Source organism: Streptomyces sp. NPDC054866, from assembly GCF_053610745.1.
This window is the reverse complement of sequence record NZ_JBSGZA010000005.1, coordinates 451,336-475,017: the sequence shown is the minus strand read 5'-3', so window position 1 is coordinate 475,017 and position 23,682 is coordinate 451,336. Positions and strand designations below refer to the sequence as shown.

The following is a 23,682-nucleotide window of genomic DNA, read 5'->3' as shown; positions in this document are numbered from 1 at the left end:
TCAGTACGAGAAGGCCATGGGCCGGTCGGCATCGGCGTCGTCATCGGAACCCGAGCCCGAGCTGGGACCGCCGATCTTGGTGGGCGGGTTGAGGTCGGCCTCGGTGAGCTCGGGCGGCCCCTTCTTGACGTACTTGAGCAGCAGCTTCACCTCGATCACGGCGAGGATCGCGTAGATCGCGGTGAACACGACCAGCGAGGTGATCACCTCACCCTGCGACACCCCCGGCGAGACCGCGTCCCTGGTCTTCAGGACGCCGTAGACCACCCATGGCTGGCGCCCGGTCTCGGTGAAGATCCAGCCCCAGGCGGTGCCGATGAGGGGGAAGATCAGCGTCCACTGGGAGAGCCGCCACCACCAGTTGCCGAGCTTCGGCGTCAGTTCCTTGTTCTTGGTGAGCATGAGCTTCGGCACGTCGTCCTCGCCCGTGCGGTGCTCAGGCGCGAGCCAGAACTTCTTCCGCGTGAGCCAGAGACCGGCGGTGCACAGGGCCATCGAGACTCCGCCGAAGCCGATCATCCAGCGGTAGGACCAGTAGGCGGTGGGGATGTTGGGCCGGTAGTCGCCGGGCCCGAACTTCTCCTGCGCCTCCTTGTTGAGGTCGTTGATGCCGGGGATCTCGGCGCTGAAGTTGTTCTTGGCGAGGAAGGACAGTATCCCGGGGATCTCGATGGCGACCTTGTTGTGGCCCTCGGAGACATCGCCGTACGCGAAGAGCGAGAACGGCGCCGGCTTCTCCGACTCCCACAGGGCCTCGGCGGCCGACATCTTCATCGGCTGCTGCTCGTACATGACCTTGCCGAGGGTGTCGGCGCTGACCACGGTGAGCAGGGTGCCGACGAACGCGGTGACCAGGCCGAGCCGCATCGACATCCGCATGGTGCGGATGTGCTGCTTCTTGCGCAGGTGGAAGATCGCGATGCCGGTCATGAAGGCGCCGCCGACCAGGACGGCCGCGGAGATGACGTGGAAGAAGTTGACCAGCGTCGTCTCCTGGAAGAGCACCTTCGAGAAGTCGGTGAGCTCCGCGCGCTTGGTGCCGTCCCGCTCCACGATCTTGTAGCCGACCGGGTGCTGCATGAAGGCGTTGGCCGCGATGATGAAGTACGCCGACGCGATGGTTCCGGCGGAGACGATCCAGATCGTGGCGCAGTGCAGCTTCTTCGGGAGCTTGTCCCAGCCGAAGATCCACAGGCCGATGAAGGTCGACTCGAAGAAGAAGGCGATGAGCGCCTCGAAGGCGAGGGGCGCCCCGAAGACGTCACCGACGAAGCGCGAGTAGTCGGACCAGTTCATGCCGAACTGGAACTCCTGGACGATGCCGGTGACGACACCCATCGCGATGTTGATCAGGAACAGCTTTCCCCAGAACTTGGTCGCCCTGAGGTAGTGCTCCTTGCCCGTGCGCACCCAGGCCGTCTCCAGGATCGCCGTGAGGGCGGCCAGGGAGATCGTCAGAGGGACGAACAGGAAGTGGTAGACGGTGGTGATGCCGAACTGCCATCGCGCCAATGTCTCGGGCGCCAGAGCCAGATCCACGTCGACTTCTCCTTACGGCCGTGATCACATCGGCAGTTTGCCCCTTTAATCCCACTTACCTCGGGACCAACCGGGACACGCTTGTGAACGCGTTCACATTCACAAGCAATTATGTCGCACACGCTGTCGGCACGTGAAGGGGGGTCCCCTTTACCGCGAGGAACACGAGCAGGGCCCCCGGGGAACACCCCCGGGGGCCCTGCTGTCGACACACCGCCGGAGGCTAGAGCTCCTTGCGGAACGCCTGCGCCGCCTGCAAGAAGATGTCGTTGGCCTCGGTCTCCCCGATCGTGGCCCGCATCCCCTCGCCCGCGAACGGCCGTACGACCACGCCGGCCTTCTCGCACGCCGCCGCGAAGTCGGTCGTACGCTCCCCGAGCCGCAGCCAGACGAAGTTCGCCTGCGTCTCGGGCACCGTCCAGCCCTGCCCGCGCAGCGTCTCGACCACCCGCGTGCGCTCGGCGACCAGCGAGCCGACGCGGCCCATCAGCTCGTCCTCGGCCCGCAGCGATGCCACCGCCGCGTCCTGCGCGAGCTGGCTCACCCCGAAGGGCACCGCCGTCTTGCGCAGCGCGGCGGCCACCGGCTCATGGGCGATCGCGAAGCCGACGCGGAGGCCCGCGAGGCCATACGCCTTGGAGAACGTACGCAGCACGGCGACGTTCGGACGTTCGCGGTAGATCTCCACGCCGTCCGGCACCTCGGCATCCCGGATGAACTCGCGGTAGGCCTCGTCGAGCACCACGAGGACATCGCTCGGCACCCGGTCGAGGAACCGTTCCAGCTCGGCCCTGCGCACCACGGTGCCGGTCGGGTTGTTCGGGTTGCAGACGAAGATCAGCCGGGTCCGGTCGGTGATGGCGTCGGCCATCGCGTCCAGGTCGTGGACGTCCCCCGGCGTCAGCGGCACCTTCACCGACGTGGCCCCGCTCACCTGCGTGATGATCGGGTACGCCTCGAAGGACCGCCAGGCGTAGATGACCTCGTCCCCCGGGCCCGACGTGGCCTGGATCAGCTGCTGCGCGACGCCGACGGAACCGGTGCCCGTCGCCACGTGCGACACCGGCACCCCGAAGCGGTCGGCGAGTTCATTCATCAGGCCCGTGCACGCCATGTCGGGGTAGCGGTTGAACGCACCCGCGGCGGCGAGCGCGCTCTCCATGACGCCGGGCAACGGCGGGTAGGGGTTCTCGTTCGAGGACAGCTTGTAGGCCACCGGGCCATCGGCCGCGGCGGGCTTCCCCGGCTTATATGTGGGGATACCCTCCAGCTCGGCACGCAGCCTCGGGCTCGTCTCGCTCACCGCAGTCCTCCTCTTGAATGCCTGAACACCTGAACACCCTGACTTCAATACTCCTCACCTTATGAGGATTCAGCTCTGCTGCGAATGGGTCAGGGGCATCCGCTCCGCTGGGCGCGCAACGAGGGGGGAGCGCTCCCCCCTCCATCGCGCGCCGGTGGCTCACTCCGTGGCGCGCATCACCCGTGAAGGTGAGTTGAGACCTCTTCGAAACATCGCTCATTTGGCAGGCCTGTGCGCGGCGACAAGGGACCGTCCACCCCGGAGCACGCCAACTCCCTTGCAATCCAAGGCCGTTGACCCGTTTCAACCATGCAGAAACGTGCCTGTCAACGAGTGAATATGCGTCCGCACTACCCACCCTCATGAGCCCTACTATCGGCTCGCCATGACAGCAGCAGGGAACCACCAGGTGAGCCGAGCGGAGACCGCCCGCCGGGGCAACCGGCAGAGCCGAGCGGGCATCAGAGACGTCGCCGCAGCCGCCGGTGTCTCCATCACGACTGTCTCCGACGCTCTCAACGGCAAGGGCCGGCTCCCGGACGCCACCCGACGCCATGTCCGCGAGGTCGCCGAACGGCTGGGCTATCGCCCCTCCGCGGCGGCCCGAACGCTCCGTACCGGCAAGTCGGGCCTGATCGGCCTGACCGTGACGACCTACGGGGATGAACCTTTCACCTTCACCGAATTCGCGTACTTCGCGGAGATGGCCAGAGCCGCGACCTCGGCCGCGCTGGCCCGCGGCTACGCCCTCGTCATCCTGCCCGCCACCTCCCGGCGCAGCCCGGTCGACGTGTGGTCGAACGTCGCGCTCGACGGCACCGTCGTCGTCGATCCGTCCGACCACGACCCCGTCGTCAGCGAACTCGTGCGCCAGGGCCTACCCGTCGTGTCCGACGGCCGTCCGGCCGGGTCTCTCCCGGTCACCGCCTGGGTCGACAACGACCACGAGGCGGCGGTCCTCGAAATCCTCGACCACCTCGCGGCGGCCGGAGCCCGCCGGATCGGACTGCTCACCGGGACCACCACGGACACGTACACCCATCTGTCCACGACCGCCTATCTGCGCTGGTGCGAGCGCGTCGGACAGGACCCGGTGTACGAGTCCTACCCGGCCCACGACCCGTGTGCCGGCGCGGTCGCGGCCGACCGGCTGCTCGCACGACCCGACCGCCCCGACGCCGTGTACGGCCTCTTCGACCCCAACGGCACAGACCTCCTCGCCGCCGCCCGGCGGTACGGCCTGCGCGTCCCCGACGACCTGCTGCTCGTCTGCTGCAGCGAATCCACGGTCTACGCCACCACCGAACCCCCCATCACCACGCTCTCGCTCAAACCGCGGCGCATCGGCACGGCCGTCGTCCAGCTCCTCATCGACGCCATCGAAGGCCTGGATTCGGGCCGGCCCGTCGAGCAGGTGATACCGACGGAGCTGATCGTGCGCACCTCGTCCGAGCGACGTCCACCGCGTACGACGGTCAGCCCACCCCGCTCACCCGGAACCGGTTGAGCGTGCCGGTCGGCGGGGAGAACCCCCGTCGACCGGTCGTCAGGCGGCCGTCGACCGGCTGCCGACCAGCCGTCAACCAACACTGCCTGGCACATCCCGGTCGTGGCCTGGGGGGAAACCCCTACCCAATTCGGGAGAAAACCTCGGTGAACTGGGGTTCCGCACCGATTCACCACCCCTGGTGCACCACACAGCGCGAGCCGCATTCCTATGATGGGCGGACGACACCGCGGGCCGCTGCGACCAAGCAGTCCGATCTCGGTGCAGATGCGGCGCAATGGTGGTGGAGGGGTCGATGACTCAGGGGGCCGGTCAGGGACCCGATGTGCGGACGGCGACGTTGCGCGACTTCCGCGTTCCGGCGTACGTCCATGAGACCGGTCCGGTCCAGGGGGATCCGGCGGGCGTGGCGGTTCCAAGCGCCCCCGGGGAGGCCCCCGGAACGCTGGACGACGGCTACACCCCCACCCAGCGCGACCTGCCCGTCATCAACCGCGGCGACACCGTGCAAGTGGAGGTGCAGGCCATGCCCGAGCCTCCACAGGCGCCGGCGTCCGACGAGCACGGCCCGCTGTTCGTGGTGGGCGATGTGCACGGCTATCTGGACGAGCTGCTCGCGGCGCTCCAGGAGCAGGGCCTCATCGACGCCGAGGGGGACTGGTCCGCGGGCAACGCGCGCCTGTGGTTCCTCGGCGACTTCACCGACCGCGGCCCGGACGGCATCGGCGTCATCGACCTCGTGATGCGGCTTTCCGCGCAGGCCGCGGCCGCAGGCGGCTACTGCAAGGCGCTCATGGGCAACCACGAGCTGCTCCTCCTGGGCGCCAAGCGGTTCGGCGACACCCCGGTCAACTCGGGCGCCGGTACGGCCACCTTTCAGGCCGCCTGGCTCCTGAACGGCGGCCAGAAGACCGACATGGAGCGCCTCGAGGACCACCATCTGCAGTGGATGGCCCGCCTCGACGCGATCGAGGCGGAGGACGGGCATCTCCTGATGCACTCCGACACAACCGCCTATCTGGATTACGGCGACTCGATCGAAGCCGTGAACGACACGGTCCGCGAGACCCTCACACGCAACGACGCCGACGAGTGCTGGGACCTCTTCCGGAAGTTCACCAAGCGCTTCGCCTTCCGCGACGAGTCGGGCCCCTCCGCCGTACGCGAACTCCTCGACATGTACGGCGGCCACCGCATCGTGCATGGCCACAGCCCCATCCCGTATCTGCTCGGTGACGTCGGCTCCGAGGATGACTCGGACGGGGGCGGTCCGGTCATCGAGGGGCCGCACATCTACGCAGGCGGCCTGGCCATCGCCATGGACGGCGGCGTGACCATGGCCGGAAAACTGCTGGTCTGCCAACTGCCCCTGGATAACTGAGCGTTCGCTGGGCAGGTGCACCTCTACACGATCACGCTGGCCAAGGGGCCTATTTCCGGAAACCCCCTGTCACCGCGTGCCTTCACGGCTCTACCATCGGCTTATCCGTAGCAGGCTCCCCTCCGTTTCTGCCCGACGGCTCGTAGCCATGCGAGCCCCAAGCCCTACGGAGCATCGGGGGATGCACATGAACAGCGCTCCACACCTGCTCAACGAGGACCGCCCCGAGTACGAGCGGATCCTCAATGAGGCGCTGCGCACGGCACCGAATCGACCTGATCTCGCCGCAATGGGCGAGCGGCTCAATCCCGAGCAGCTGCGCACCATGGCCCTGAACGCCACTGCGCTGATCACTGCCGCCGCCACGACCGAGTACACGCACTATGTGAAGGTCCGCGAAGAACTGCGCGAAAGCGGATCTGCCGCACCATCGATCCGGGAGCGGAGCAGCGAGGGTCCGGCGGAAGCCGGCTCCGGCGGCATCGGTCTCGCCACCACGATGGGGGAGGTCACCACCCAGGCTTCAGGGGCGGGGGCCATCGCCGTCGTCGCGGTGCTCGCACCGGTCCTCGCCGGGGCGGCCGCCGCGATCTTCCTGCTCGTGGGCTACATCCTGAAGATGCTCAACCCCGAGCCCGCCTTCGCGGAAACCCTGCTCACCGCGGGGTGGCTGTTCGGCGCGCTCACCGCAGGGGGCATCCTGATCGCCGCGATCGGCCTGCTCCTGACCGCCCTGCGCAACGGCGCCACGTCGCTCCAGGCCGGTTCGTACGGAGAACGGAACGAGGAGGTGGTTCGCGCCAGGGAAGCCTGGGGCGAGGCACTCATGGAGCGCGGCGTCCTGCCGTTCCTGCGGGAGGCGCTCGCGGATCCGGGGGCGGCGCACGCGGCTCGTACACCGTCGACGGACCCGGGCGGCCGCATGCCCCAGCTCGGCTACAACAGGCCTGGATTCAGCAGCCCGGACGGCGGCCCCGCGGCGGGACCGCGCCCGAGCTTCTCGAGTCCGGACTTCTCAAGCCCGGACTTCGGCGGTCCCGACCACAAGCCGGAGTAGTACGCGACGCTGCTTCGGGCGGGCGCGATGCCCGCCCGAAGCGCGGCGCGGACCATGCCTCAGTCGGCGATGGGAACCATGCCTCAGTCCGCGATGGGCAGGTACACGCGGTTTCCCGCTGCCGCGAACTCCTTGGACTTCTGGTCCATGCCCGCCGCGATCTCCTCCTGCGTGCCGCCGTGCTCACGCCGGATGTCGTGCGAGATCTTCATCGAGCAGAACTTCGGCCCGCACATCGAGCAGAAGTGCGCCGTCTTCGCGGGCTCCGCGGGCAGCGTCTCGTCGTGGAACTCCCGTGCCGTGACCGGGTCGAGGGCCAGGTTGAACTGGTCCTCCCAGCGGAACTCGAAGCGTGCGTCCGAGAGCGCGTCGTCCCAGTCCTGTGCGCCCGGGTGCCCCTTGGCGAGGTCCGCAGCGTGGGCCGCGATCTTGTACGTGATGACGCCGGTCTTCACGTCGTCGCGGTTGGGCAGGCCCAGGTGCTCCTTGGGCGTGACGTAGCAGAGCATCGCCGTGCCCCACCAGCCGATCATCGCGGCGCCGATGCCGGAGGTGATGTGGTCGTACGCGGGCGCGATGTCGGTGGTCAGCGGGCCGAGGGTGTAGAACGGCGCCTCTTCGCAGATCTCCTGCTGGAGGTCGATGTTCTCCTTGATCTTGTGCATCGGGACGTGGCCCGGGCCCTCGATCATCGTCTGTACGTTATGACGCTTGGCGATCGTGTTGAGTTCCCCGAGGGTGCGCAACTCGGCGAACTGCGCCTCGTCGTTGGCGTCCGCGATCGAACCGGGGCGCAGACCGTCGCCGAGGGAGTACGTCACGTCGTACGACGCGAGGATCTCGCAGAGCTCCTCGAAGTTCTCGTAGAGGAAGCTCTCCTTGTGGTGGGCGAGGCACCAGGCCGCCATGATCGAGCCGCCGCGCGAGACGATGCCGGTCTTGCGGTTGGCGGTCAGCGGGACGTACGGAAGGCGCACGCCCGCGTGCACCGTCATGTAGTCCACGCCCTGTTCGGCCTGCTCGATGACCGTGTCCTTGTAGATCTCCCAGGTCAGCGCCTCGGCCTGGCCGTCGACCTTCTCCAGGGCCTGGTAGAGCGGCACGGTGCCGATGGGCACGGGGGAGTTGCGCAGGACCCACTCGCGGGTCGTGTGGATGTTGCGCCCGGTGGACAGGTCCATGACCGTGTCGGCGCCCCACTTGGTCGCCCAGGTCATCTTGTCCACCTCCTCCTCGATGGAGGAGGTCACCGCGGAGTTGCCGATGTTGGCGTTCACCTTCACCAGGAACTTCTTGCCGATGATCATCGGCTCGATCTCCGGGTGGTTGACATTGGCGGGGATGACCGCGCGGCCCGCCGCGACCTCCGCGCGCACGACCTCGGGGTCGAGGTTCTCGCGGATCCCGATGAACTCCATCTCGGGCGTGATCTCGCCACGGCGGGCGTACGCGAGCTGCGTCACCGCCTGGCCGTCGCGGCCCCGGCGCGGCTGGCGCGGGCGGCCGGGGAAGACCGCGTCGAGGTTCTTCAGGCCGCCGCGGGGCGAGGTGTGCTTGATGCCGTCGTCCTCGGGGCGGGGCGGGCGGCCCACGTACTCCTCGGTGTCGCCGCGGGCGATGATCCAGTTCTCGCGCAGCGGCGCGAGGCCCCTGCGGACGTCAGTGTCGATGGACTCGTCGGTGTACGGCCCCGAAGTGTCGTACAGGGTCACGGCCTTGCCGTTGGTGAGGTGCACCTGTCGGACCGGCACCCGCAGGTCGGGGCGTGAACCCTCGACATACGCCTTGTGCCAGCCGATGGACTTCCCGGCCTCGTCGCTCTGGTTCTGCGTCGAGGCAGGCGTGCGTGCGTCCGATGTGGTCATGAGACCTACTCCCTACGCCGGCATTACCCGGTAACAGGTTCGGCGGTCGACGCAGCGGATTCCGTACTGTTCGTGCACTCTTGTGCCGATTCGTACGGAGGTCAGCGCCCTCTCAGCCCGGTGCTCCGAGCTCCCGCGATTGCAAAGGTGGCTCCACGCTAGCGTCATGTCGGGCGCGCTGAACAGAGGGCCCCCTCCGTTCTTGCGATGATCGGGCAGTGACCTCGACACAGCCGCCGTCCCAGCCGCCCGTCCCGAACCGCCCCCCGGACCCGCACGGGCACTCCCACAGCCACGGTCCGGCCGCGCCCGTCTCCAAGCATCTGCGCAAGGTCATCGCCGCCGTGCTGATTCCTTTCGCCACCGCGGTGGTCGTGGGGCTCGCGGTGTTCTGGCCCGGTGGCGCACCGGGCCACGAGCGCACCGGAGTCGGCTTCGACCGGCAGACGCAGTCGGCCGAGGTGACGAAGCTGGAGGAACTGCCCTGCAAGGACGTGAACGACGCCTCGCAGCCCCCGCCCAACGGCGACACCTCCACCGCAGAGGGCCAGTCCGCGGAGTCCCGCGCGAAGGGCACCTGCGGGAAGGCGACGGTCAAGGTGACCAGCGGCAAGGACAAGGGCCGCACGTTCACCGAGATCGTCCAGCCGGACTCGCCGCGGCAGTTGAAGCAGGGCCAGGAGGTGGTGGTCGCCTACGAGCCCACGGCGCCCGACGCGCTGCAGTACTCGGTCATCGACGTGGACCGGAAGTTCCCGATGGCGCTGCTCGCCGGGATCTTCGCGCTCGCCGTCGTCGTGGTGGGCCGGCTGCGCGGCGTCATGGCCCTGGTCGCGCTGGCGCTGAGCTTCCTGGTCCTGACGCTCTTCATCCTGCCCGCGATCCTTCAGGGCTCGAACCCGCTGGTCGTGGCGGTGATCGGGGCCAGCGCCATCATGCTGATCGCGCTCTATCTGTGCCACGGCCTCACGGCGCGTACGTCGGTCGCGGTCCTCGGCACGCTGATCTCGCTGCTCCTCATCGGCCTCCTCGGCTCGCTCTTCATCGGCTGGGCCTCGCTGACCGGCAACACGGACGACAACACCGGCCTGATCCACGGCCTGTACCCGGACATCGACATGAGCGGTCTACTGCTCGCCGGCGTCATCATCGGCTCGCTCGGCGTGCTCGACGACGTGACCGTGACGCAGACGTCCGCGGTCTGGGAACTGCACCAGGCCAACCCGACGATGGGCTGGCGCGGTCTGTACGGCGCCGCCATCCGTATCGGCCGCGACCACATCGCCTCGGTCGTCAACACCCTCGTCCTGGCCTACGCGGGCGCCGCGCTGCCCCTCCTTCTGCTCTTCTCGATCGCCCAGAGCAGCGTGGGCACGGTGGCCAACAGCGAGCTGGTGGCCGAGGAGATCGTGCGCACGCTGGTGGGCTCGATCGGCCTGGTCGCGTCGGTACCGGTGACGACCGCGCTCGCCGCCCTGGTGGTCTCGGCCGACCGCTCGACCCCGGCGGGCCGACCGGGGACCGCGACCGGGCCCGGCAGCGGCGCCGGAAGCGGTGTCACCCCCGCCGCCAAGCAGAGCCGCGGCGGCAAGGGGCGGCGCCGCAAGGCCTGAGCGGCGGATACCGAGGGTGGCGCCGCAAGGACCTGAGCGGCCGATGCCACGAAATGCACCAATCTGCCGTACGGCTGCGCCTCTTGGCTCGCGGAGGTCAGCCCGCGCTCTGCTCCTCGGCGAGGATCCGGTCGAGCGCCTCGTCCAGGTGCGTCTCGAAGTCGGCGAGCGCCCGCTCCTGCCCCAGCGGAACCAGCCTGTCCGTACGGTCGAGGAAAGCGAGCAGCGGCGGAATCCCCACCCGGAACAGCGCCTGGTCCGTGCCCACCTGAAGCCGGATGAGCACCTCGTCGAGCAGCTCGGGATCGGTGGGGGCGATGTGCACGTCCCCGTCACCGCACGCCCCGCCCACCCCGTCGACCAGCAGCTCACGCCCGAAGGCCCAGGTCACCGGGGCGTCTCCGGGGAGGTGGAAGGTCAGCCGGACGGCGTAGGGATCGCCGGTTTCATAACGCAGCTCCACCGGGATGCGAAACGACAACTCCTCGGAAACTAGGAAGCTCATCATGACCTCTGCCTGGACCGACTCGTGCATCGCCCGCCTACCCCGTCGCTAAAGCTCGACTGGCCAGGAACCAACTCCCTGACACTCATGGCATCTTGCTTAACGTACACATCAGATCACAAGGAGTGAGTTTTCAGATGCTGATAGAGAAAGCAAGTGTCCCTAGTAGCTTTCCGATCTCACTCTGCAACTGCCGCGCGGCGGGGAGCAGTCGGTCCGCCTGATAGGCCGGGACGGAAATCGCCATCGTGGCCGCCGTGTCGCCCGCGGTGATCGGAATCGCGGCGCAGACCGTGCCCAACGCGTACTCCTGCCGCTCCACCACGGGCTTCATCCGGCCCATCCCGTCCAGGCGGCGGTTGAAACTCCGGTCGTCACGGACCGAGTACCGGGTGATCGACTGCACCGGATAGCGGGAGAGGTGGTCCTGCCGCTGTTCGTCGTCGAGTTGGGCAAGCAGACATTGCCCGATCGCATGGGCGTGTCCGGTCTCGCGGAAGTCCGCCCACTCCTCCACCGCCGGATTCCCCGGCGTGTCCGCGACGGCCACGACCTCGATCTCGCCCTCGCGGTAGACGGCGAAGTAGACCGGTACGCCGATGGCGTCGCGCCAGTGCTCCAGGGCCTCGTCGATCATGCCGCGACGATTCTGCTGCGCCCCGCTCGCACCCAGCCGCTCGGCCGCCTCGCCGAGCACGAACACGCCCTTGTCCCGGCGCAGATAGCCCTCGTGGGTCAGCGTGCGCAGCAGGTGATACGCCGTGGGCAGGGCGAGCCCGGCCTCCCGGGCCAACTGCTTGGCGGGCGCCCCTTCCTGATGCGCGGAGGCGGCCTCCAGCAGACGCATCGCCCGCTGCACCGACCCAATGAGGGTCGGCGGGACGGCAGTTGTAGCCGAGGCAGTCGGCGACGCCGCGTACGAAGGGTTGTTGGACGAGATGTCGGCGGGTGTGGCGTCAACCGAGGCCAAGGTTCACTCCCGAAACGCGTGGGGGTTCCGCCCGTGCCCGGGGATACACGGGTGGGAGCGCAGTGCGCCCGTGCGCGGGGCTCGCCCCGCGTCGGTTTTCGGACTCTAACCGTTGGCCACCGGTCTAAGGCGCCGCACCAGGAAACTTCCCCCACCCGAGGGAACTGTTGCGAGAAGTCACCAATCGCTGCGCGAAGAGGTCGAGCCGGATATGAACTTCCGTACGACGTAGATGAGTCCACCCACCAAGGCGACGAAAATCAGTACCTTGAACAGCAGGCCGACCACGAATCCCACAACGGTCGCTATCAAACCGCCGAACACGACCAGGGCGATGACCGGCACCGCGATCCACTTCACCCACCACGGCAATCCCGAGAAGATCTCCTGCGCAGCCATCGTCCTTACCTCTCTCCGCATCTGTCCTACTTCTTGCATTCGATGCTAGGGCGGCGGAGGGCCCGACGGGGGCCTCGCATCCCTTGTCCTCCCCTGATCCGTCCCCTAGGGAACCCCGAGGTCGCAGCCCCGATAAGTCAGCCCTGCGGCGTAGAGGATCAGCCCTCCAAGGTGCCCCGCGACGCGGGGCTCAGCCCTCCGGCGGCGAGAAGACGACGAGCACCCGCAGGTCCTCGCTGATGTGGTGGAACTTGTGGGCCACCCCGGCCGGCACGTACACCACGCTGCCGCGCGCGACTTGGGTGGTCTCCATGCCGACCGTGATCGACGCCCGGCCGCTGACGATCATGTAGACCTCGTCCTGCTGGTGAGGCTGCTGCGGATCGGACTCCCCGGCGTCGAGCGCGTACAGCCCGACCGACATGTTCCGCTCGCGCAGAAACTGCAGATACGCGCCGTCGTTCGCGGCGCGCTCGGTCTCCAGTTCATCCAGCCGGAATGCCTTCATCGTCCTCGTACGCCCCTTGCCCCAGCCAGCGGTCCGACCGCTCTGGCCGTCCGTCTGCAACGATCAGACACATGAAGAATTTCGTAGTCAAGACGATCGCCAACGCGGCGGCCCTGGCCGTCGCCGTGTGGCTCCTCGACAAGATCACGCTGACCGGCGACAGCACGGGCAAGAAGACGCTCACGCTGATCGTCGTCGCACTGCTCTTCGGCCTGGTGAACTTCCTGGTCAAGCCGGTCGTGAAGGTGCTCACCTTCCCGCTGTTCATCCTGACCCTCGGCCTGATCACGCTCGTGGTCAACGCCCTGATGCTGCTGCTCACGTCGTGGCTGGCCGACAAGCTCGACGTGAGCTTCCACGTCGAGGGGTTCTGGACGGCCGTCCTGGGCGGCCTGATCATCTCGGTCGTGTCCTGGGCGATGAACGTCGTCCTGCCCGACGACAAGGACTGATCCCGCCCCATGGCCTTCTCCGTGTGCTTCGTCTGCACCGGCAACATCTGCCGGTCCCCCATGGCCGCGTCCGTCTTCCGCGCCCGGGTCGAGGAGGCCGGACTCGGCGGCCTCGTACGCGTGGACAGCGCGGGCACCGACGGCTGGCACGAGGGGGACGGCGCCGATCCGCGCACCGTCTCCGTCCTGGCGGCGGCAGGCTATGAGAGCGAGCACGTGGCGCGCCGTTTCCAGGTCTCCTGGTTCTCCCGGCTCGACCTGGTGATCGCCCTGGACTCCGGCCACCACCGGACCCTGCGCCGCCTCGCGCCCACGCCGACCGACGCGGACAAGGTGCGGCTGCTGCGCTCGTACGATCCCGTCGCCGCCGACCTCGGCGACCTGGACGTCCCCGACCCGTACTACGGGGACGACGACGGGTTCGACACGTGCCTGAGAATGGTGGAGGCGGCGAGCGACGGCCTGCTCGACGCCGTACGCGAAGCAAGTGAAGGGCGGGCGGCATGACGGACTCCGCAGCGATAGCCGCAGGTAGCGGCGCAGGTACCGGCGCGGGAACAGGCACCGGTACGGGCGACGGCACGAGAGCCGTGCGCGCCGGTCTCCCCGAGCCGGTGAAGCACGAGCCGACCCTTCCGGGACCGGTGTTCGCCGCACACTTCCACCTGCCGGGCGATCCCACCGGGCCGTACACCTACGGCCGGGACGACAACCCGACGTGGACGCTTCTCGAGCAGGCCATCGGCGAGCTCGAAGCGCCCGATGACGGCGGGGGCGAGGCCGTCGGCGCGGATGTCGAGACCCTGGTCTTCGCCTCCGGGATGGCCGCCATCTCGGCGGTGCTCTTCTCGCAGCTGCGCGCCGGTGACGCAGTGGTCCTGCCGGACGACGGCTATCAGGCGCTGCCCCTGGTCAGGGAGCAGCTCACCGCGTACGGCATCGAGGTGCGCACCGCCCCGACCGGCGGCGATGCCCAGCTCGACGTCCTGGACGGCGCCAAGCTGCTGTGGATCGAGACGCCGTCGAACCCGGGCCTCGACGTGTGCGACGTGCGGCGCCTCGCCGAGGCGGCACACGCGCGTGGAGCCCTCGTTGCGGTCGACAACACCCTGGCCACACCGCTCGGCCAGCGCCCCCTCGAACTCGGCGCGGACTTCTCCGTGGCCAGCGGCACCAAGATGCTGACCGGCCACGGCGACATCCTCCTTGGGTACGTCGCCTGCCGCGACGCCGAGTTGACCGCCTCCGTGCGGCGCTGGCGCAAGATCGTCGGGGCCATCCCCGGTCCGATGGAGGCCTGGCTGGCGCACCGCTCGCTCGCCACGCTCCAGCTGCGCGCCGAGCGTCAGAACGCCAACGCCCTGGCTTTGGCCGAGGCGCTGCGCGCCCGCGGTGAGGTGACCGGGCTCCGCTATCCGGGGCTGCCCGACGACCCGTCGTACAAGATCGCCTCGCAGCAGATGCGGCGCTTCGGGTGCGTGGTCTCCTTCACGCTGCCCTCACGCGCGCAGGCCGACCGTTTCCTCGATGCGCTGCGTCTGGTGGACGACGCGACGAGTTTCGGCGGCGTGCGTTCCACCGCGGAGCGGCGTGGCCGCTGGGGCGGGGACGCCGTCGCGGAGGGCTTCGTCCGCCTCTCCGCCGGGTCCGAGGACCCCGAAGACCTGGTGGCGGACGTGCTGCGCGCCCTGGACGAGTCGGCGGGCTGAGAGCCCCGGGTGCGTGGGACCGCTCCCGGCTAGTACCGCGCTACGCACAACGAACGGTCCGAGCCTCCCCCCTCGTGGCTCGGACCGTTCCGGTTCTGCGCGCGAAGAACCGCGCGAACAAGGCTAGTTGACTCTGTGTCAGTGTCCAATCACAGTAGCGACAGAGTCCTATCGACATATTTATAGTTGGGCGCGGCCCGAGGGCCGGGAGGGGAGGGCACCGCCGTGGATCTGGCCCTGCTGCGCACGTTCGTGACCGTGCACCGGGCCGGTTCCTTCACGCGCGCGGCAGCCCTGCTCGGCCTGTCCCAGCCCGCCGTCACCTCGCAGATACGGACCCTTGAACGGCAGCTGGGCCGCCCCCTGTTCCTGCGGCAGGCGCGCGGCGTGACCCCCACGACCATCGGGGACGAGCTCGCTCACAAGGCCGCGCCGCATCTCGACGCCCTGGTGGAGATCGCCGAGACAGGGCTCGAAGAGGACTCTTCGGTACGCACCCTCCACCTCGCGGGGCCTCCGGAGTTCACCGCGGCCCGTGCGTTACCCGCCCTCACCACGCTGACCGGGCAGGACGGACAGGGTTTCGCGCTGCGGGCCTCGTTCGGCAACGCGGAGGAGGTCCTTGAAGGGCTTTCCGCCGGGCATCACGACCTGGCCATCGCCACCGCAAGGCCACGCGGGGCGCTGCTCACCGCGACACCGCTGTGCGACGAGGAGCACGTCCTGGTCGCGAGCCGGCGCTGGGCGGCCCGCATCGGCCCCGGCAAGCTCCGCCGCAAGGGCGCGCCGGCGCTGGAGAACCTCCCTGTAGTGGAGGTGCACGAGTCGCTGCCGCTGGTCGCCCGCTACTGGGCCACCGTCTTCGACACCCGTCCGGCCGCATCGGGCACCGTCATTGTGCCGGACCTGCGAGCGGTGCTCGCCTGCGTCGCCACCGGGGCAGGACTCGCCGTGCTGCCGCGCTATCTCTGTGCGCCCGCATTGAAGAGTGGCGAGGTCGTAGCCCTGCTGGACCCGGCGGTGCCGCCTCTGCGCACGTATTTCCTCGTCGTACGCACCGGCACGCTCGCGATGCCGCACATCGCGCGGGCGCACGAGTGGCTGCAGCGTGCTGCCGTCGACTGGGCTTGAGCGGGACTCCGGCTGGTTCACGATGTTTCACGTGGAACAGTCCGGGCCACATTCCTCCCATGACCGTCCGACCCGTGGTCAAGCGCACCGCACGCGCCGTCCTGCTCGATGGCGACGACCTGATCCTGATCAAGCGGACCAAGCCCGGCGTCGATCCTTACTGGCTCACCCCTGGTGGCGGTGTGGAGCCGGAGGACGCGACCGTCGTCGACGCGCTCCATCGTGAGGTGCACGAGGAACTCGGCGCCAAGATCTCCGACGTGGTGCCCTGCTTCGTGGACACCGTCGAGCACATCGGCGAGGACGGTGGCGCGACCGGCGTCAAAGTCCAGCACTTCTTCGTCTGCCGCCTGGAGTCCATGGACCTCTCGCTACGGCACGGCCCCGAGATGGAGGAGCCGTGCGGCGAGTACGAGATCGTCCACGTGCCCTTCACCCGGGTCGGGATCGCCTCGGTCCATCTCGTACCGCTGTCGCTGCGGCACTACCTGGACGGCAACATCGAAGGCGTACGTGCGATGCACGCCCCTGATCTGGGCTAGTCGCGGCCCTGAACTGGCTGGACGCACGTCCCTGAGCTGGGGCTAATCGCCCGCGGCGACCAGTTCCTCCACGGAGTCGTGGCGGATGCGTCCTGCCGGGATGCCGACGTCCCGCAGCGCGTCGACGCCGCTGCGGATCATGCCGGGCGGGCCCGAGAGGTAGGCGTCGTACTCGTTCCAGGGGCCGTACTCGCGCACGGCGTCCGGCAATTGGGCACGGCCGTCGACGATCGGGCGGACCGAGAGCCAGGGGTGGGTCTGCTGGAGGCGCAGCATCGTGTCGATGTCGTACAGGTCGTGGTCGGTGCGGGCGCCGTAGAAGACCTCGACCGGCCGCCGCTCGCCGTGCTCGGCGACGTCCTCGACGAGCGCCTTGATGGGGGCGATGCCGGTGCCGCCGCCCAGACAGAGCAATCCGCTGTCGGTGGTGTGGTCGACGGTCATCGAACCGGCGGGCGCGCCGAGGCGCAGGACGTCGCCGGGACGGGCGTGGTGCACCAGGGCGTTGGAGACCCAGCCTGCGGGGACGGCCTTCACGTGGAACGAGAGCAGTCCGTCGGAGCGCGGCGCCGAAGCGAACGAGTAGTGCCGCCAGATCCGCGGCCACCAGGGCGTCTCCAGGCTCGTGTACTGGCCTGCGAGGAAGGGATAGGGCTGGTCGGGGCGGACGGTGACGACAGCGATGTCGGGCGTCCTGAGGTCGTGCGAGACGACCTCGGCGAACCACCAGGCGGGGGCGCGCAGTTCATCCGCGGCCGCCGCGTCGATCATGATCTGGGAGATCGTCGTGTACGTCCGGACCCAGGCGGCCTCGGTCTCCTCGTCCCAGATCGCGCTCGCGTACCGGCTGAGCGAGCCGATCAGGCACTCGCCGACGGCCGGATAGTGCTCGGGCCGGGTGCCGTACTTGCGGTGCCCACGCCCGAGGTTCTTCAGATACGCGGTGAGTACGTCGGCGTGGTCGATGTGCTCGGCCGCGGTCAGCAGCGCCTTGAGCAGCCGGTCGCGCTGGGTGTCCATCGCGGCAGGGAACAGGGGGCGCAGGTCGGGGTGCCGGGTGAAGAGCAGCGCGTAGAAGTACGAGGTGACCTTGTCGGCGACGGGGCCGATTTCAGCCATCGTGCGCTGGACGCGCAGCGCGTCGGGGGAACCCGTGGGGGAGACCGTCGGGGAGGGCTTCCGTGGTTCCGGCACGCGCTCGGAGTGCGGCTGGGGGTGCGGCTGAGGGTGCGGCTCGGGATGTGGGGCGGGGGCGGCCTGAGGCGCGCTCTGCGGTGCCGCCTGAGCTGCGCTCTGCGGTGCGGCCTGAGGTGCCGTCTGAGCGGGCGCCGGTGCTGCTGCTTGCCGGGCTGCCGGTATTCGTTCCTCGGCCGCGCGCTCGGGTTCGGGCGCGGGGCGGGCCTCCGGCGCTTCGGGCGTGTGCGGGGCCTCCGGTTCGGAGCCGGCCGGGCCGGGCCTGCCCACCGGACGTATGGCGGACACCCTGCGTCCCTCGGTCGCCTCGGGCTCACCGCCCTCGGGACGTGTCGGCTGCTCGCCGCCCTCCGACGGCTTCGGCGCCTTCCGTGGGGTGAACCAGCCGCCTCCACCGCCGTTGTCGCCGGAAGTACCGTTGCCCGCCGACGTGGTGGTCGGAGCGTCCATGCTGTGCCTCGCCTCGAACATCTCTCAGTCGGTCCGTGCACTTCCTTGAAGGAAGCCGCTTACTTTCCCCGCTCTGCCTCGGCAGCCAATGTGGCCACATTGAACCTCGGATTACCGGACCCTACGGACAAGTAGGTATCAAATGTGACATTGCCCGCAGTCATCTCACCGCAGCGTCCCACTCCTCTCCGTCACGCCGGTCGCATAACGGAAAGTTCAGGTCTTCGATCTCTTCGCCCCGTTAGGCTGCGTTGACCTCCGCCCGCGCCCCCCAGGGGTGCGCTGAGACGCACCCGGCGCGAACCGGACTCGACCATACCGGCAGCCGTCCGGCGCACAAGTCCCACCGCCCTTCACCAGGAATTCAGCGACCGGCGCCTGCCAATTGCCCCAATTACCGGGCGCCGCGCACCAATTCATACGCCTTACGCAGATCACGCCCGACATAAGAGTGGGTAGCGAGCCCGACCAGCCGCTGATCCGCATTGACAGCGACCGAAACAGGCACCGCTCCGAACAGCTCCAGGTCCGAGAGCGAGTCGCCATAAGCGACGCAATCGGACCGCCCCACCCCGAACTCTTCACAGAGCCGGTCCGCGATCTTCACCTTGGCCGCAGCATTGAGAATGCCCGTCGGATTCACCGGCTCGGTGAACGGCACGGCGGGGAAACGCGACCCGTGCGCGGCATGCGCGCCCCAGCCGAGCAGCCGCTCCACGAAGAACGACGGCGACAGCGAGATCACCGCGCAGTAGTCGCCGCCTTCCCGGATCTCGGCCCACGTCTCCCGGATCCCCATCAGCCACGGCGCCCCTTCGAAAGCCGCTGTGACCTGCGTGTCCGTGAGGTCCGCCCACAGGGAGTGCACCCGAGCCGCGTACTGGGGCGAGTCGATCCGCTGCGCCACGAATTCCCGTTCCAGCTCCGCGATCTCGGCATCGAGGCCGAGCTGGCGCGAGATCTCCACGGGAGCCGCCGTGCCGTGCAGCAGCGTTCCGTCCAGGTCGAAGAGGTGAAGGCGTGCCATGTACGCCGAGGCTAGTACCCGCGGTTACTCCCGCTGTCAGACGCCCTCGGCCGCCGGTCCCGGCACCGTGTTTCACGTGAAACTAAGCCGCCCCGCTCGCCGGGCCACCCTCGTCGTCCATGTCACCGCCGCCGCAGGCTGGCTCGGGCTCACGCTCGGCCTGCTCGCGCTTGCCTTCGCGGCCATCACCACGGATTCGGCCTCGGTCACCGAGGCCGCCGCCCGCTCCATGAAGCTCTTCGCGGACTGGCTGGTGCTGCCGCTCGCACTGCTCACCCTGCTGAGCGGTCTGCTGCTGTCCCTCGGAACTCCTTGGGGACTCGCCAGGCACCGCTGGGTCTACACGAAGTTCTGGCTGACACTGGCCACCACCGCCGCTTCGGCGTTCGCGCTGCGTCCGGGCATCAACGACACGGTCGCCACCGTGTCCGCGGGAGACCCGGTGACGGATCCGACCGGTCTGATCGCCGGACCCATCGTCTCCCTGAGCGCCTATCTCTTCATGACGGTCATCTCGGTGCTCAAGCCCTGGGGCCTGACCCGCCGTGGCCGGAAGCAACGTGGCCAAAACCGACGTGGTTCTGCCCACAAACCGGTGGACGCCAAGGTCATGCGTCAGACAGCCTGAGCCGAGTGTCGACACCTTCCCTCTCCGCCCTGCCCATCCGCCAGCTGACCCTGCGTGACCTCACCGCCTGCGCCGACCTGTCGCAGGATCGAGGCTGGCCACGCGAGGACCACAAATGGGGGCTACTGCTCTCGGCCGGTACGGGCTACGGCATCGACGACCCCGACGGCAACGGCCTCATCGCCGCCTGCGTGATGACCGAGTACGGGCCCTATGGGAGCCCAGGCCTCGGAGCGATCGGCATGGTCCTCGTCGCCGAGCGGCACGCCCGCAAGGGTCTCGGCCGCCGCCTGACGCGGTACGTCATCGAGGGCGCGGGCACCACCCCGCTCACCCTCCACGCGACGCCGAACGGCCGCCCCCTCTATGAGGAGCTCGGCTTCAAGACCACCGGCCGCGCCGAGATGGTCCGCGGCCGGTTCACCCCCGGCGGCCCACTGACAGACGTCGCCACCCGGCCTGCGACCGCGGAGGACCTGCCCGCGATCGTCCGGCTCGACACCGAGGTCTTCGGCCTCGACCGCACGCACGTACTCACCCGGCTCCCCGCCTTCGTCGACCAGCTGCGGGTCGCGGAGGAGGACGGCACCATCACGGGCTACGCGGGCGCCTGGCCGAACATGGAGACCCATGTCATCGGGCCCCTGATCGCCCGGGACACGGAGACGGCGAAGGCTCTGATCGCCTCGCTCGCCGCGGCATCAGACCGCCCGCTGCGCACCGACATCGACGTACGTCACGAAGAGCTGCTCGCCTGGGTGAAGGAGCGCGGCCTCGAGCCGGTCGCCTTCAACGCCGTGATGACGTACGGCATCCCCGAGCTGCCCGGCGACTGGACCCGCCGCTTCGCGCCGCTGACGGTCGCGGCCGGCTGAGCGCACACAGAGGCCCGCCCCCAACCACCGGATGGTTCCCAGCGGTTGGAGGCGGGCCTCTGTCATGCCCTCGCGTGGTGTCGTACCAGCGATGCCGTACTACGCGAGGGCCTCCACGGCCGCCGTGGCGAACCCGTGGTCCTGCTCGGGCGCTCCGCCGCCGACGCCGATGGAGCCGATCAGACGGCCGTCACGGTGGACCGGGACGCCACCGGCGATGAAGAGGAGCGGCCGGTCGAGAGCGGTGGGCAGGGTGTGGAAGGGACCGTCGGGCTTGACCAGGTCGACGAGGTCGGCGGTCGGGGCGTTGAGCTGGAGCGCCGTGTACGCCTTACGGGTGCTGGTCTCGCCGGAGATCAGTACGGCCCGGTCATCACGCCGGAAGGCGAGCAAGTGGCCGCCCGCGTCGAGGACGGTGACGCTGACCGTGACATCCGCCGCTTCGGCCGCGCGGCGGGCCGCGGTGACGAGTACCTCGGCGTCCTGCGTGGTCAGCGGGGCGACGGCGGGGGTGGTGGTGCTCATGGGGTTTCTCCTTGTGCGGTGGTGCTCATGAGGGGGGCTGAAGGGGTCAGTGGTGGACGGGCGTCGCCTGCTCGACAGGGGCCATGCCCGCGACGACCCGGCTGGGAGCGGCCGAGCGGCGCTCGAGCGTGGCCGAGACGACAGCCAGGAGGAGCGCCGAGCCCGCGAGGACCGCGCCCACCCAGTTCGGGGCGGTGTAGCCGAGGCCCGCGGAGATCACGAGGCCGCCGAGCCAGGCCGAGAGCGCGTTGCCGAGGTTGAAGGCGCCGATGTTCATGGCCGAGGCGAGCGTGGGCGCGCCGGAGGCCTGGTCGAGCACCCTCTTCTGCAGCGGCGGCACGGTGGCGAAGCCCAGGGCACCGATCAGCGTGATGGTCACGGCTGCCGCGATCTTGTTGTGCGCGGTGAGGGTGAAGAGGGCGAGCACGACGGCCAGCGAGCTCAGCGAGATGTAGAGCAGCGGCATCAGGGCTCGGTCCGCGAACTTTCCGCCGATCAGGTTGCCCGCGACCATGCCGAGGCCGAAGAGGACGAGAAGCCAGGTCACGGAGGAGTCCGCGTAGCCGGCGACGTCCGTCATCATCGGCGCGAGGTAGGTGACGGCCGCGAAGACGCCGCCGAAGCCGAGGATCGTCATCGCCATGGCGAGCAGCACCTGGACATTGCGGAACGCGGCAAGCTCGTGGCGCAGCCGTACGCCCTCGGGCTTGGGCAGGTCGGGAACGAGCTTGGCGATACCGGCCAGGCCGATGACGCCGAGGCCCGCGACGATGGCGAAGGTGGTGCGCCAGCCGAGGGTCTGCCCGACGAGCGTGCCGAGCGGCACACCGACCACGTTGGCCACGGTCAGGCCTGTGAACATCATGGCGATGGCTCCGGCCTTCTTCTCCGGCGCGACCAGTTCGGCCGCGACGACCGAGCCGATGCCGAAGAAGGCGCCGTGGGCGAGCGAGGCGACGACGCGGCCCGCCAGCATGACGCCGAAGACCGGGGCCACGGCGGAGAGCAGGTTGCCCGCGATGAACAGGCCCATGAGCAGCATCAGCATCCGCTTGCGCGAGATACGGGTGCCGAGGACGGTCATCAGGGGAGCGCCGAGCACGACGCCGAGTGCGTAGCCGGTCACGAGGAGACCGGCCGTGGGGATGGAAACGCCGAAGTCACCCGCGACCTCAGGGAGCAGTCCCATGATCACGAACTCTGTGGTCCCGATTCCGAAGGCCCCGATCGCGAGGGCCAGTAGCGCGAGAGGCATGGTTCTACCTTCCAAGACGATTGCAGGTGCGCTTAGCTTGCGTCCACAATAGTTGCACACGCGGGTTACTTGCAACCGCCGGATATTGCATCGGTGGACTACCCTGGTCCTCAGCAGCTCCGGGACGGAGGAACAAGAGCCATGACAGCGACGGACCCCGCACTGACCGCCCTTGCGCAGGGCTGGTGCACGCTCTCCCTGCTCCACGGGAAGATCGAGACCCACATCGAGCGCGCCCTGCAGGCCAAGCACGGCCTGAGCGTGCGCGAGTACTCCCTGCTGGACGTCCTCAGCCGCCAGCACGACGGGGAGGGCGGGCATCTGCAGATGAAGCAGGTCGCCGACGCCGTCGTACTCAGCCAGAGCGCCACCACGCGCCTGGTCACGCGACTGGAGGACCGCGGGCTGCTGTCCCGCTACCTGTGCCCCACCGACCGCCGCGGCATCTACACGGACGTCAGCGAGTCGGGCACCGCACTCCTCGCCGAGGCGCGCCCCACCAACGACGCAGCGCTGCGCGAGGCGCTCGACGAGGCGGCACTGAACCCGGAGCTGGCACCGCTGGTGAGGGCCGTGGAAGCGGTGCGGGTCCCGGCATAGATCCTATGGATCGAGTGATGGCCTCCCCTGCCCGAAAGGCAGGTCGCTGCATAGGCTGCGTCTCATGGGAGATCTTGAGATACGCCCGGCGGTCGCCGACGACATCCCTGCCATCGTGGAGATGCTCGCCGACGACCCCCTGGGCAGCACGCGTGAGTCGCCGGACGACCTCACCCCGTACCTCACCGCGTTCGAACGCCTCGCCGCGGACCCGAACCAGCACCAGGTCGTCGCCGTGCGCGAGGGACGCGTCGTCGGCACGCTGCAGCTCACGATCGTTCCGGGCCTGTCCCGGAAGGGAGCGCTTCGGTCGATCATCGAGGGCGTGCGCGTCCACGCCGACGAGCGCGGCAGCGGCCTCGGAACCCGCTTCATCGAGTGGGCCGTCGATGAATCCCGGCGCCAGGGCTGCCAGTTGGTGCAGCTGACCTCTGATGCCACTCGCACCGATGCCCGCCGCTTCTACGAGCGGCTCGGATTCACGGCATCGCATGTGGGGTTCAAGCTGCAGCTCTGAAGCTGCCGTTGATGTATCGCACGGGTGGGGGCGTGGGGTGTTTAGAGTGTAAAAGAGCGGCCCCCCCCCAGGGGAGGCGGGGGGTTCCGCAAAAAGAGCGTCCCCCGCCCCGCCCACCCCGGGCCCCCCC

Annotated in this window: 24 protein-coding genes; 13 read left to right on the top strand and 11 right to left on the bottom strand. The window is 69.0% G+C overall.

Annotated features, from left to right (window positions below; all coding sequences use genetic code 11):
• Together ACWGI2_RS27105 and hisC are read right to left on the bottom strand one after the other, a co-directional pair.
• On the bottom strand, nt 1–1,539 hold the full coding sequence (locus ACWGI2_RS27105) for a cytochrome ubiquinol oxidase subunit I (RefSeq protein ID WP_453396696.1): 1,539 nt from the start codon (nt 1,537–1,539) through the stop codon (nt 1–3).
• Between the two features lie 223 nt (nt 1,540–1,762).
• A complete protein-coding gene (gene hisC, locus ACWGI2_RS27100) occupies nt 1,763–2,842 on the bottom strand; it encodes a histidinol-phosphate transaminase (protein ID WP_453396697.1) in 1,080 nt (359 codons plus the stop codon).
• 385 nt (nt 2,843–3,227) lie between these two features.
• Between hisC and ACWGI2_RS27095 the strand changes: the two genes are divergently transcribed.
• From ACWGI2_RS27095 to ACWGI2_RS27085, 3 genes are all read left to right on the top strand, one after another.
• Nucleotides 3,228–4,349 carry a LacI family DNA-binding transcriptional regulator gene (locus ACWGI2_RS27095; RefSeq protein WP_160506062.1) on the top strand — a complete coding sequence of 374 codons (1,122 nt, stop codon included), beginning with the start codon at nt 3,228–3,230 and terminating at the stop codon, nt 4,347–4,349.
• Nucleotides 4,350–4,629: 280 nt separating this feature from the next.
• Nucleotides 4,630–5,730, top strand: a complete 1,101-nt coding sequence (locus tag ACWGI2_RS27090; RefSeq protein WP_453698303.1) for a metallophosphoesterase — start codon at nt 4,630–4,632, stop codon at nt 5,728–5,730.
• A 181-nt stretch (nt 5,731–5,911) separates the two neighbouring features.
• The gene (locus tag ACWGI2_RS27085) at nt 5,912–6,787 is read left to right on the top strand and encodes a hypothetical protein (protein ID WP_453396698.1); all 876 of its coding nucleotides are present in this window, start codon (nt 5,912–5,914) and stop codon (nt 6,785–6,787) included.
• An 83-nt stretch (nt 6,788–6,870) separates the two neighbouring features.
• On the opposite strand, the gene thiC is transcribed toward ACWGI2_RS27085, so the two are convergent.
• Nucleotides 6,871–8,652, bottom strand: a complete 1,782-nt coding sequence (gene thiC / locus ACWGI2_RS27080; protein ID WP_453396699.1) for a phosphomethylpyrimidine synthase ThiC — start codon at nt 8,650–8,652, stop codon at nt 6,871–6,873.
• A 218-nt stretch (nt 8,653–8,870) separates the two neighbouring features.
• Here thiC and ACWGI2_RS27075 point away from each other — a divergent pair, with 218 nt between their 5' ends.
• Entirely contained in the window at nt 8,871–10,265 is a 1,395-nt protein-coding gene (locus ACWGI2_RS27075) for a YibE/F family protein (protein ID WP_453698110.1), read from the top strand.
• Between the two features lie 97 nt (nt 10,266–10,362).
• Here ACWGI2_RS27075 and ACWGI2_RS27070 read toward each other — a convergent pair whose 3' ends face one another.
• The 4 genes from ACWGI2_RS27070 to ACWGI2_RS27055 form a co-directional block, all read right to left on the bottom strand.
• A complete protein-coding gene (locus ACWGI2_RS27070) occupies nt 10,363–10,800 on the bottom strand; it encodes an SsgA family sporulation/cell division regulator (RefSeq protein ID WP_453396701.1) in 438 nt (145 codons plus the stop codon).
• A gap of 103 nt (nt 10,801–10,903) precedes the next feature.
• Nucleotides 10,904–11,629, bottom strand: coding sequence for an IclR family transcriptional regulator (locus ACWGI2_RS27065; RefSeq protein WP_453397130.1), 726 nt, complete (start codon nt 11,627–11,629; stop codon nt 10,904–10,906).
• 288 nt (nt 11,630–11,917) lie between these two features.
• Complete coding sequence (locus ACWGI2_RS27060; RefSeq protein WP_453698109.1) at nt 11,918–12,139, bottom strand: DUF5326 family protein; 222 nt, start codon at nt 12,137–12,139, stop codon at nt 11,918–11,920.
• Between the two features lie 190 nt (nt 12,140–12,329).
• Nucleotides 12,330–12,647 (bottom strand): cupin domain-containing protein, encoded by a 318-nt coding sequence (locus ACWGI2_RS27055; protein ID WP_160506069.1) that lies wholly within the window; start codon nt 12,645–12,647, stop codon nt 12,330–12,332.
• Between the two features lie 71 nt (nt 12,648–12,718).
• On the opposite strand from ACWGI2_RS27055, the gene ACWGI2_RS27050 reads away from it, so the two are divergent.
• From ACWGI2_RS27050 to ACWGI2_RS27030, 5 genes are all read left to right on the top strand, one after another.
• Nucleotides 12,719–13,099: a phage holin family protein gene (locus tag ACWGI2_RS27050; protein WP_160506070.1), complete on the top strand. Its 381-nt coding sequence runs from the start codon at nt 12,719–12,721 to the stop codon at nt 13,097–13,099.
• Nucleotides 13,100–13,108: 9 nt separating this feature from the next.
• Nucleotides 13,109–13,606, top strand: coding sequence for a low molecular weight protein-tyrosine-phosphatase (locus ACWGI2_RS27045; RefSeq protein WP_453698108.1), 498 nt, complete (start codon nt 13,109–13,111; stop codon nt 13,604–13,606).
• Nucleotides 13,603–14,808, top strand: a complete 1,206-nt coding sequence (locus ACWGI2_RS27040) for a cystathionine gamma-lyase (protein ID WP_453698106.1) — start codon at nt 13,603–13,605, stop codon at nt 14,806–14,808. Before ACWGI2_RS27045 ends, ACWGI2_RS27040 begins: the two co-directional genes overlap by 4 nt.
• 225 nt (nt 14,809–15,033) lie before the next feature.
• A complete protein-coding gene (locus tag ACWGI2_RS27035; RefSeq protein WP_453698105.1) occupies nt 15,034–15,939 on the top strand; it encodes a LysR family transcriptional regulator in 906 nt (301 codons plus the stop codon).
• A gap of 59 nt (nt 15,940–15,998) precedes the next feature.
• Complete coding sequence (locus ACWGI2_RS27030) at nt 15,999–16,481, top strand: NUDIX domain-containing protein (RefSeq protein ID WP_453396705.1); 483 nt, start codon at nt 15,999–16,001, stop codon at nt 16,479–16,481.
• Nucleotides 16,482–16,523: 42 nt separating this feature from the next.
• Here ACWGI2_RS27030 and ACWGI2_RS27025 read toward each other — a convergent pair whose 3' ends face one another.
• Nucleotides 16,524–18,125: a globin domain-containing protein gene (locus ACWGI2_RS27025; protein WP_453698104.1), complete on the bottom strand. Its 1,602-nt coding sequence runs from the start codon at nt 18,123–18,125 to the stop codon at nt 16,524–16,526.
• A gap of 394 nt (nt 18,126–18,519) precedes the next feature.
• The gene (locus ACWGI2_RS27020) at nt 18,520–19,152 is read right to left on the bottom strand and encodes an HAD family hydrolase (RefSeq protein WP_453396707.1); all 633 of its coding nucleotides are present in this window, start codon (nt 19,150–19,152) and stop codon (nt 18,520–18,522) included.
• A gap of 76 nt (nt 19,153–19,228) precedes the next feature.
• On the opposite strand from ACWGI2_RS27020, the gene ACWGI2_RS27015 reads away from it, so the two are divergent.
• Nucleotides 19,229–19,780: a DUF2269 domain-containing protein gene (locus tag ACWGI2_RS27015; RefSeq protein ID WP_453396708.1), complete on the top strand. Its 552-nt coding sequence runs from the start codon at nt 19,229–19,231 to the stop codon at nt 19,778–19,780.
• Nucleotides 19,781–19,785: 5 nt separating this feature from the next.
• Nucleotides 19,786–20,655, top strand: coding sequence for a GNAT family N-acetyltransferase (locus tag ACWGI2_RS27010; RefSeq protein ID WP_453698102.1), 870 nt, complete (start codon nt 19,786–19,788; stop codon nt 20,653–20,655).
• Nucleotides 20,656–20,754: 99 nt separating this feature from the next.
• On the opposite strand, the gene ACWGI2_RS27005 is transcribed toward ACWGI2_RS27010, so the two are convergent.
• The gene (locus tag ACWGI2_RS27005; RefSeq protein ID WP_453698101.1) at nt 20,755–21,180 is read right to left on the bottom strand and encodes a GlcG/HbpS family heme-binding protein; all 426 of its coding nucleotides are present in this window, start codon (nt 21,178–21,180) and stop codon (nt 20,755–20,757) included.
• 46 nt (nt 21,181–21,226) lie between these two features.
• A complete protein-coding gene (locus ACWGI2_RS27000) occupies nt 21,227–22,435 on the bottom strand; it encodes an MFS transporter (protein WP_453396711.1) in 1,209 nt (402 codons plus the stop codon).
• A gap of 141 nt (nt 22,436–22,576) precedes the next feature.
• Here ACWGI2_RS27000 and ACWGI2_RS26995 point away from each other — a divergent pair, with 141 nt between their 5' ends.
• Complete coding sequence (locus ACWGI2_RS26995; RefSeq protein WP_453396712.1) at nt 22,577–23,035, top strand: MarR family winged helix-turn-helix transcriptional regulator; 459 nt, start codon at nt 22,577–22,579, stop codon at nt 23,033–23,035.
• Nucleotides 23,036–23,099: 64 nt separating this feature from the next.
• Complete coding sequence (locus ACWGI2_RS26990; protein WP_453698099.1) at nt 23,100–23,552, top strand: N-acetyltransferase family protein; 453 nt, start codon at nt 23,100–23,102, stop codon at nt 23,550–23,552.
• Nucleotides 23,553–23,682: the final 130 nt, after the last annotated feature.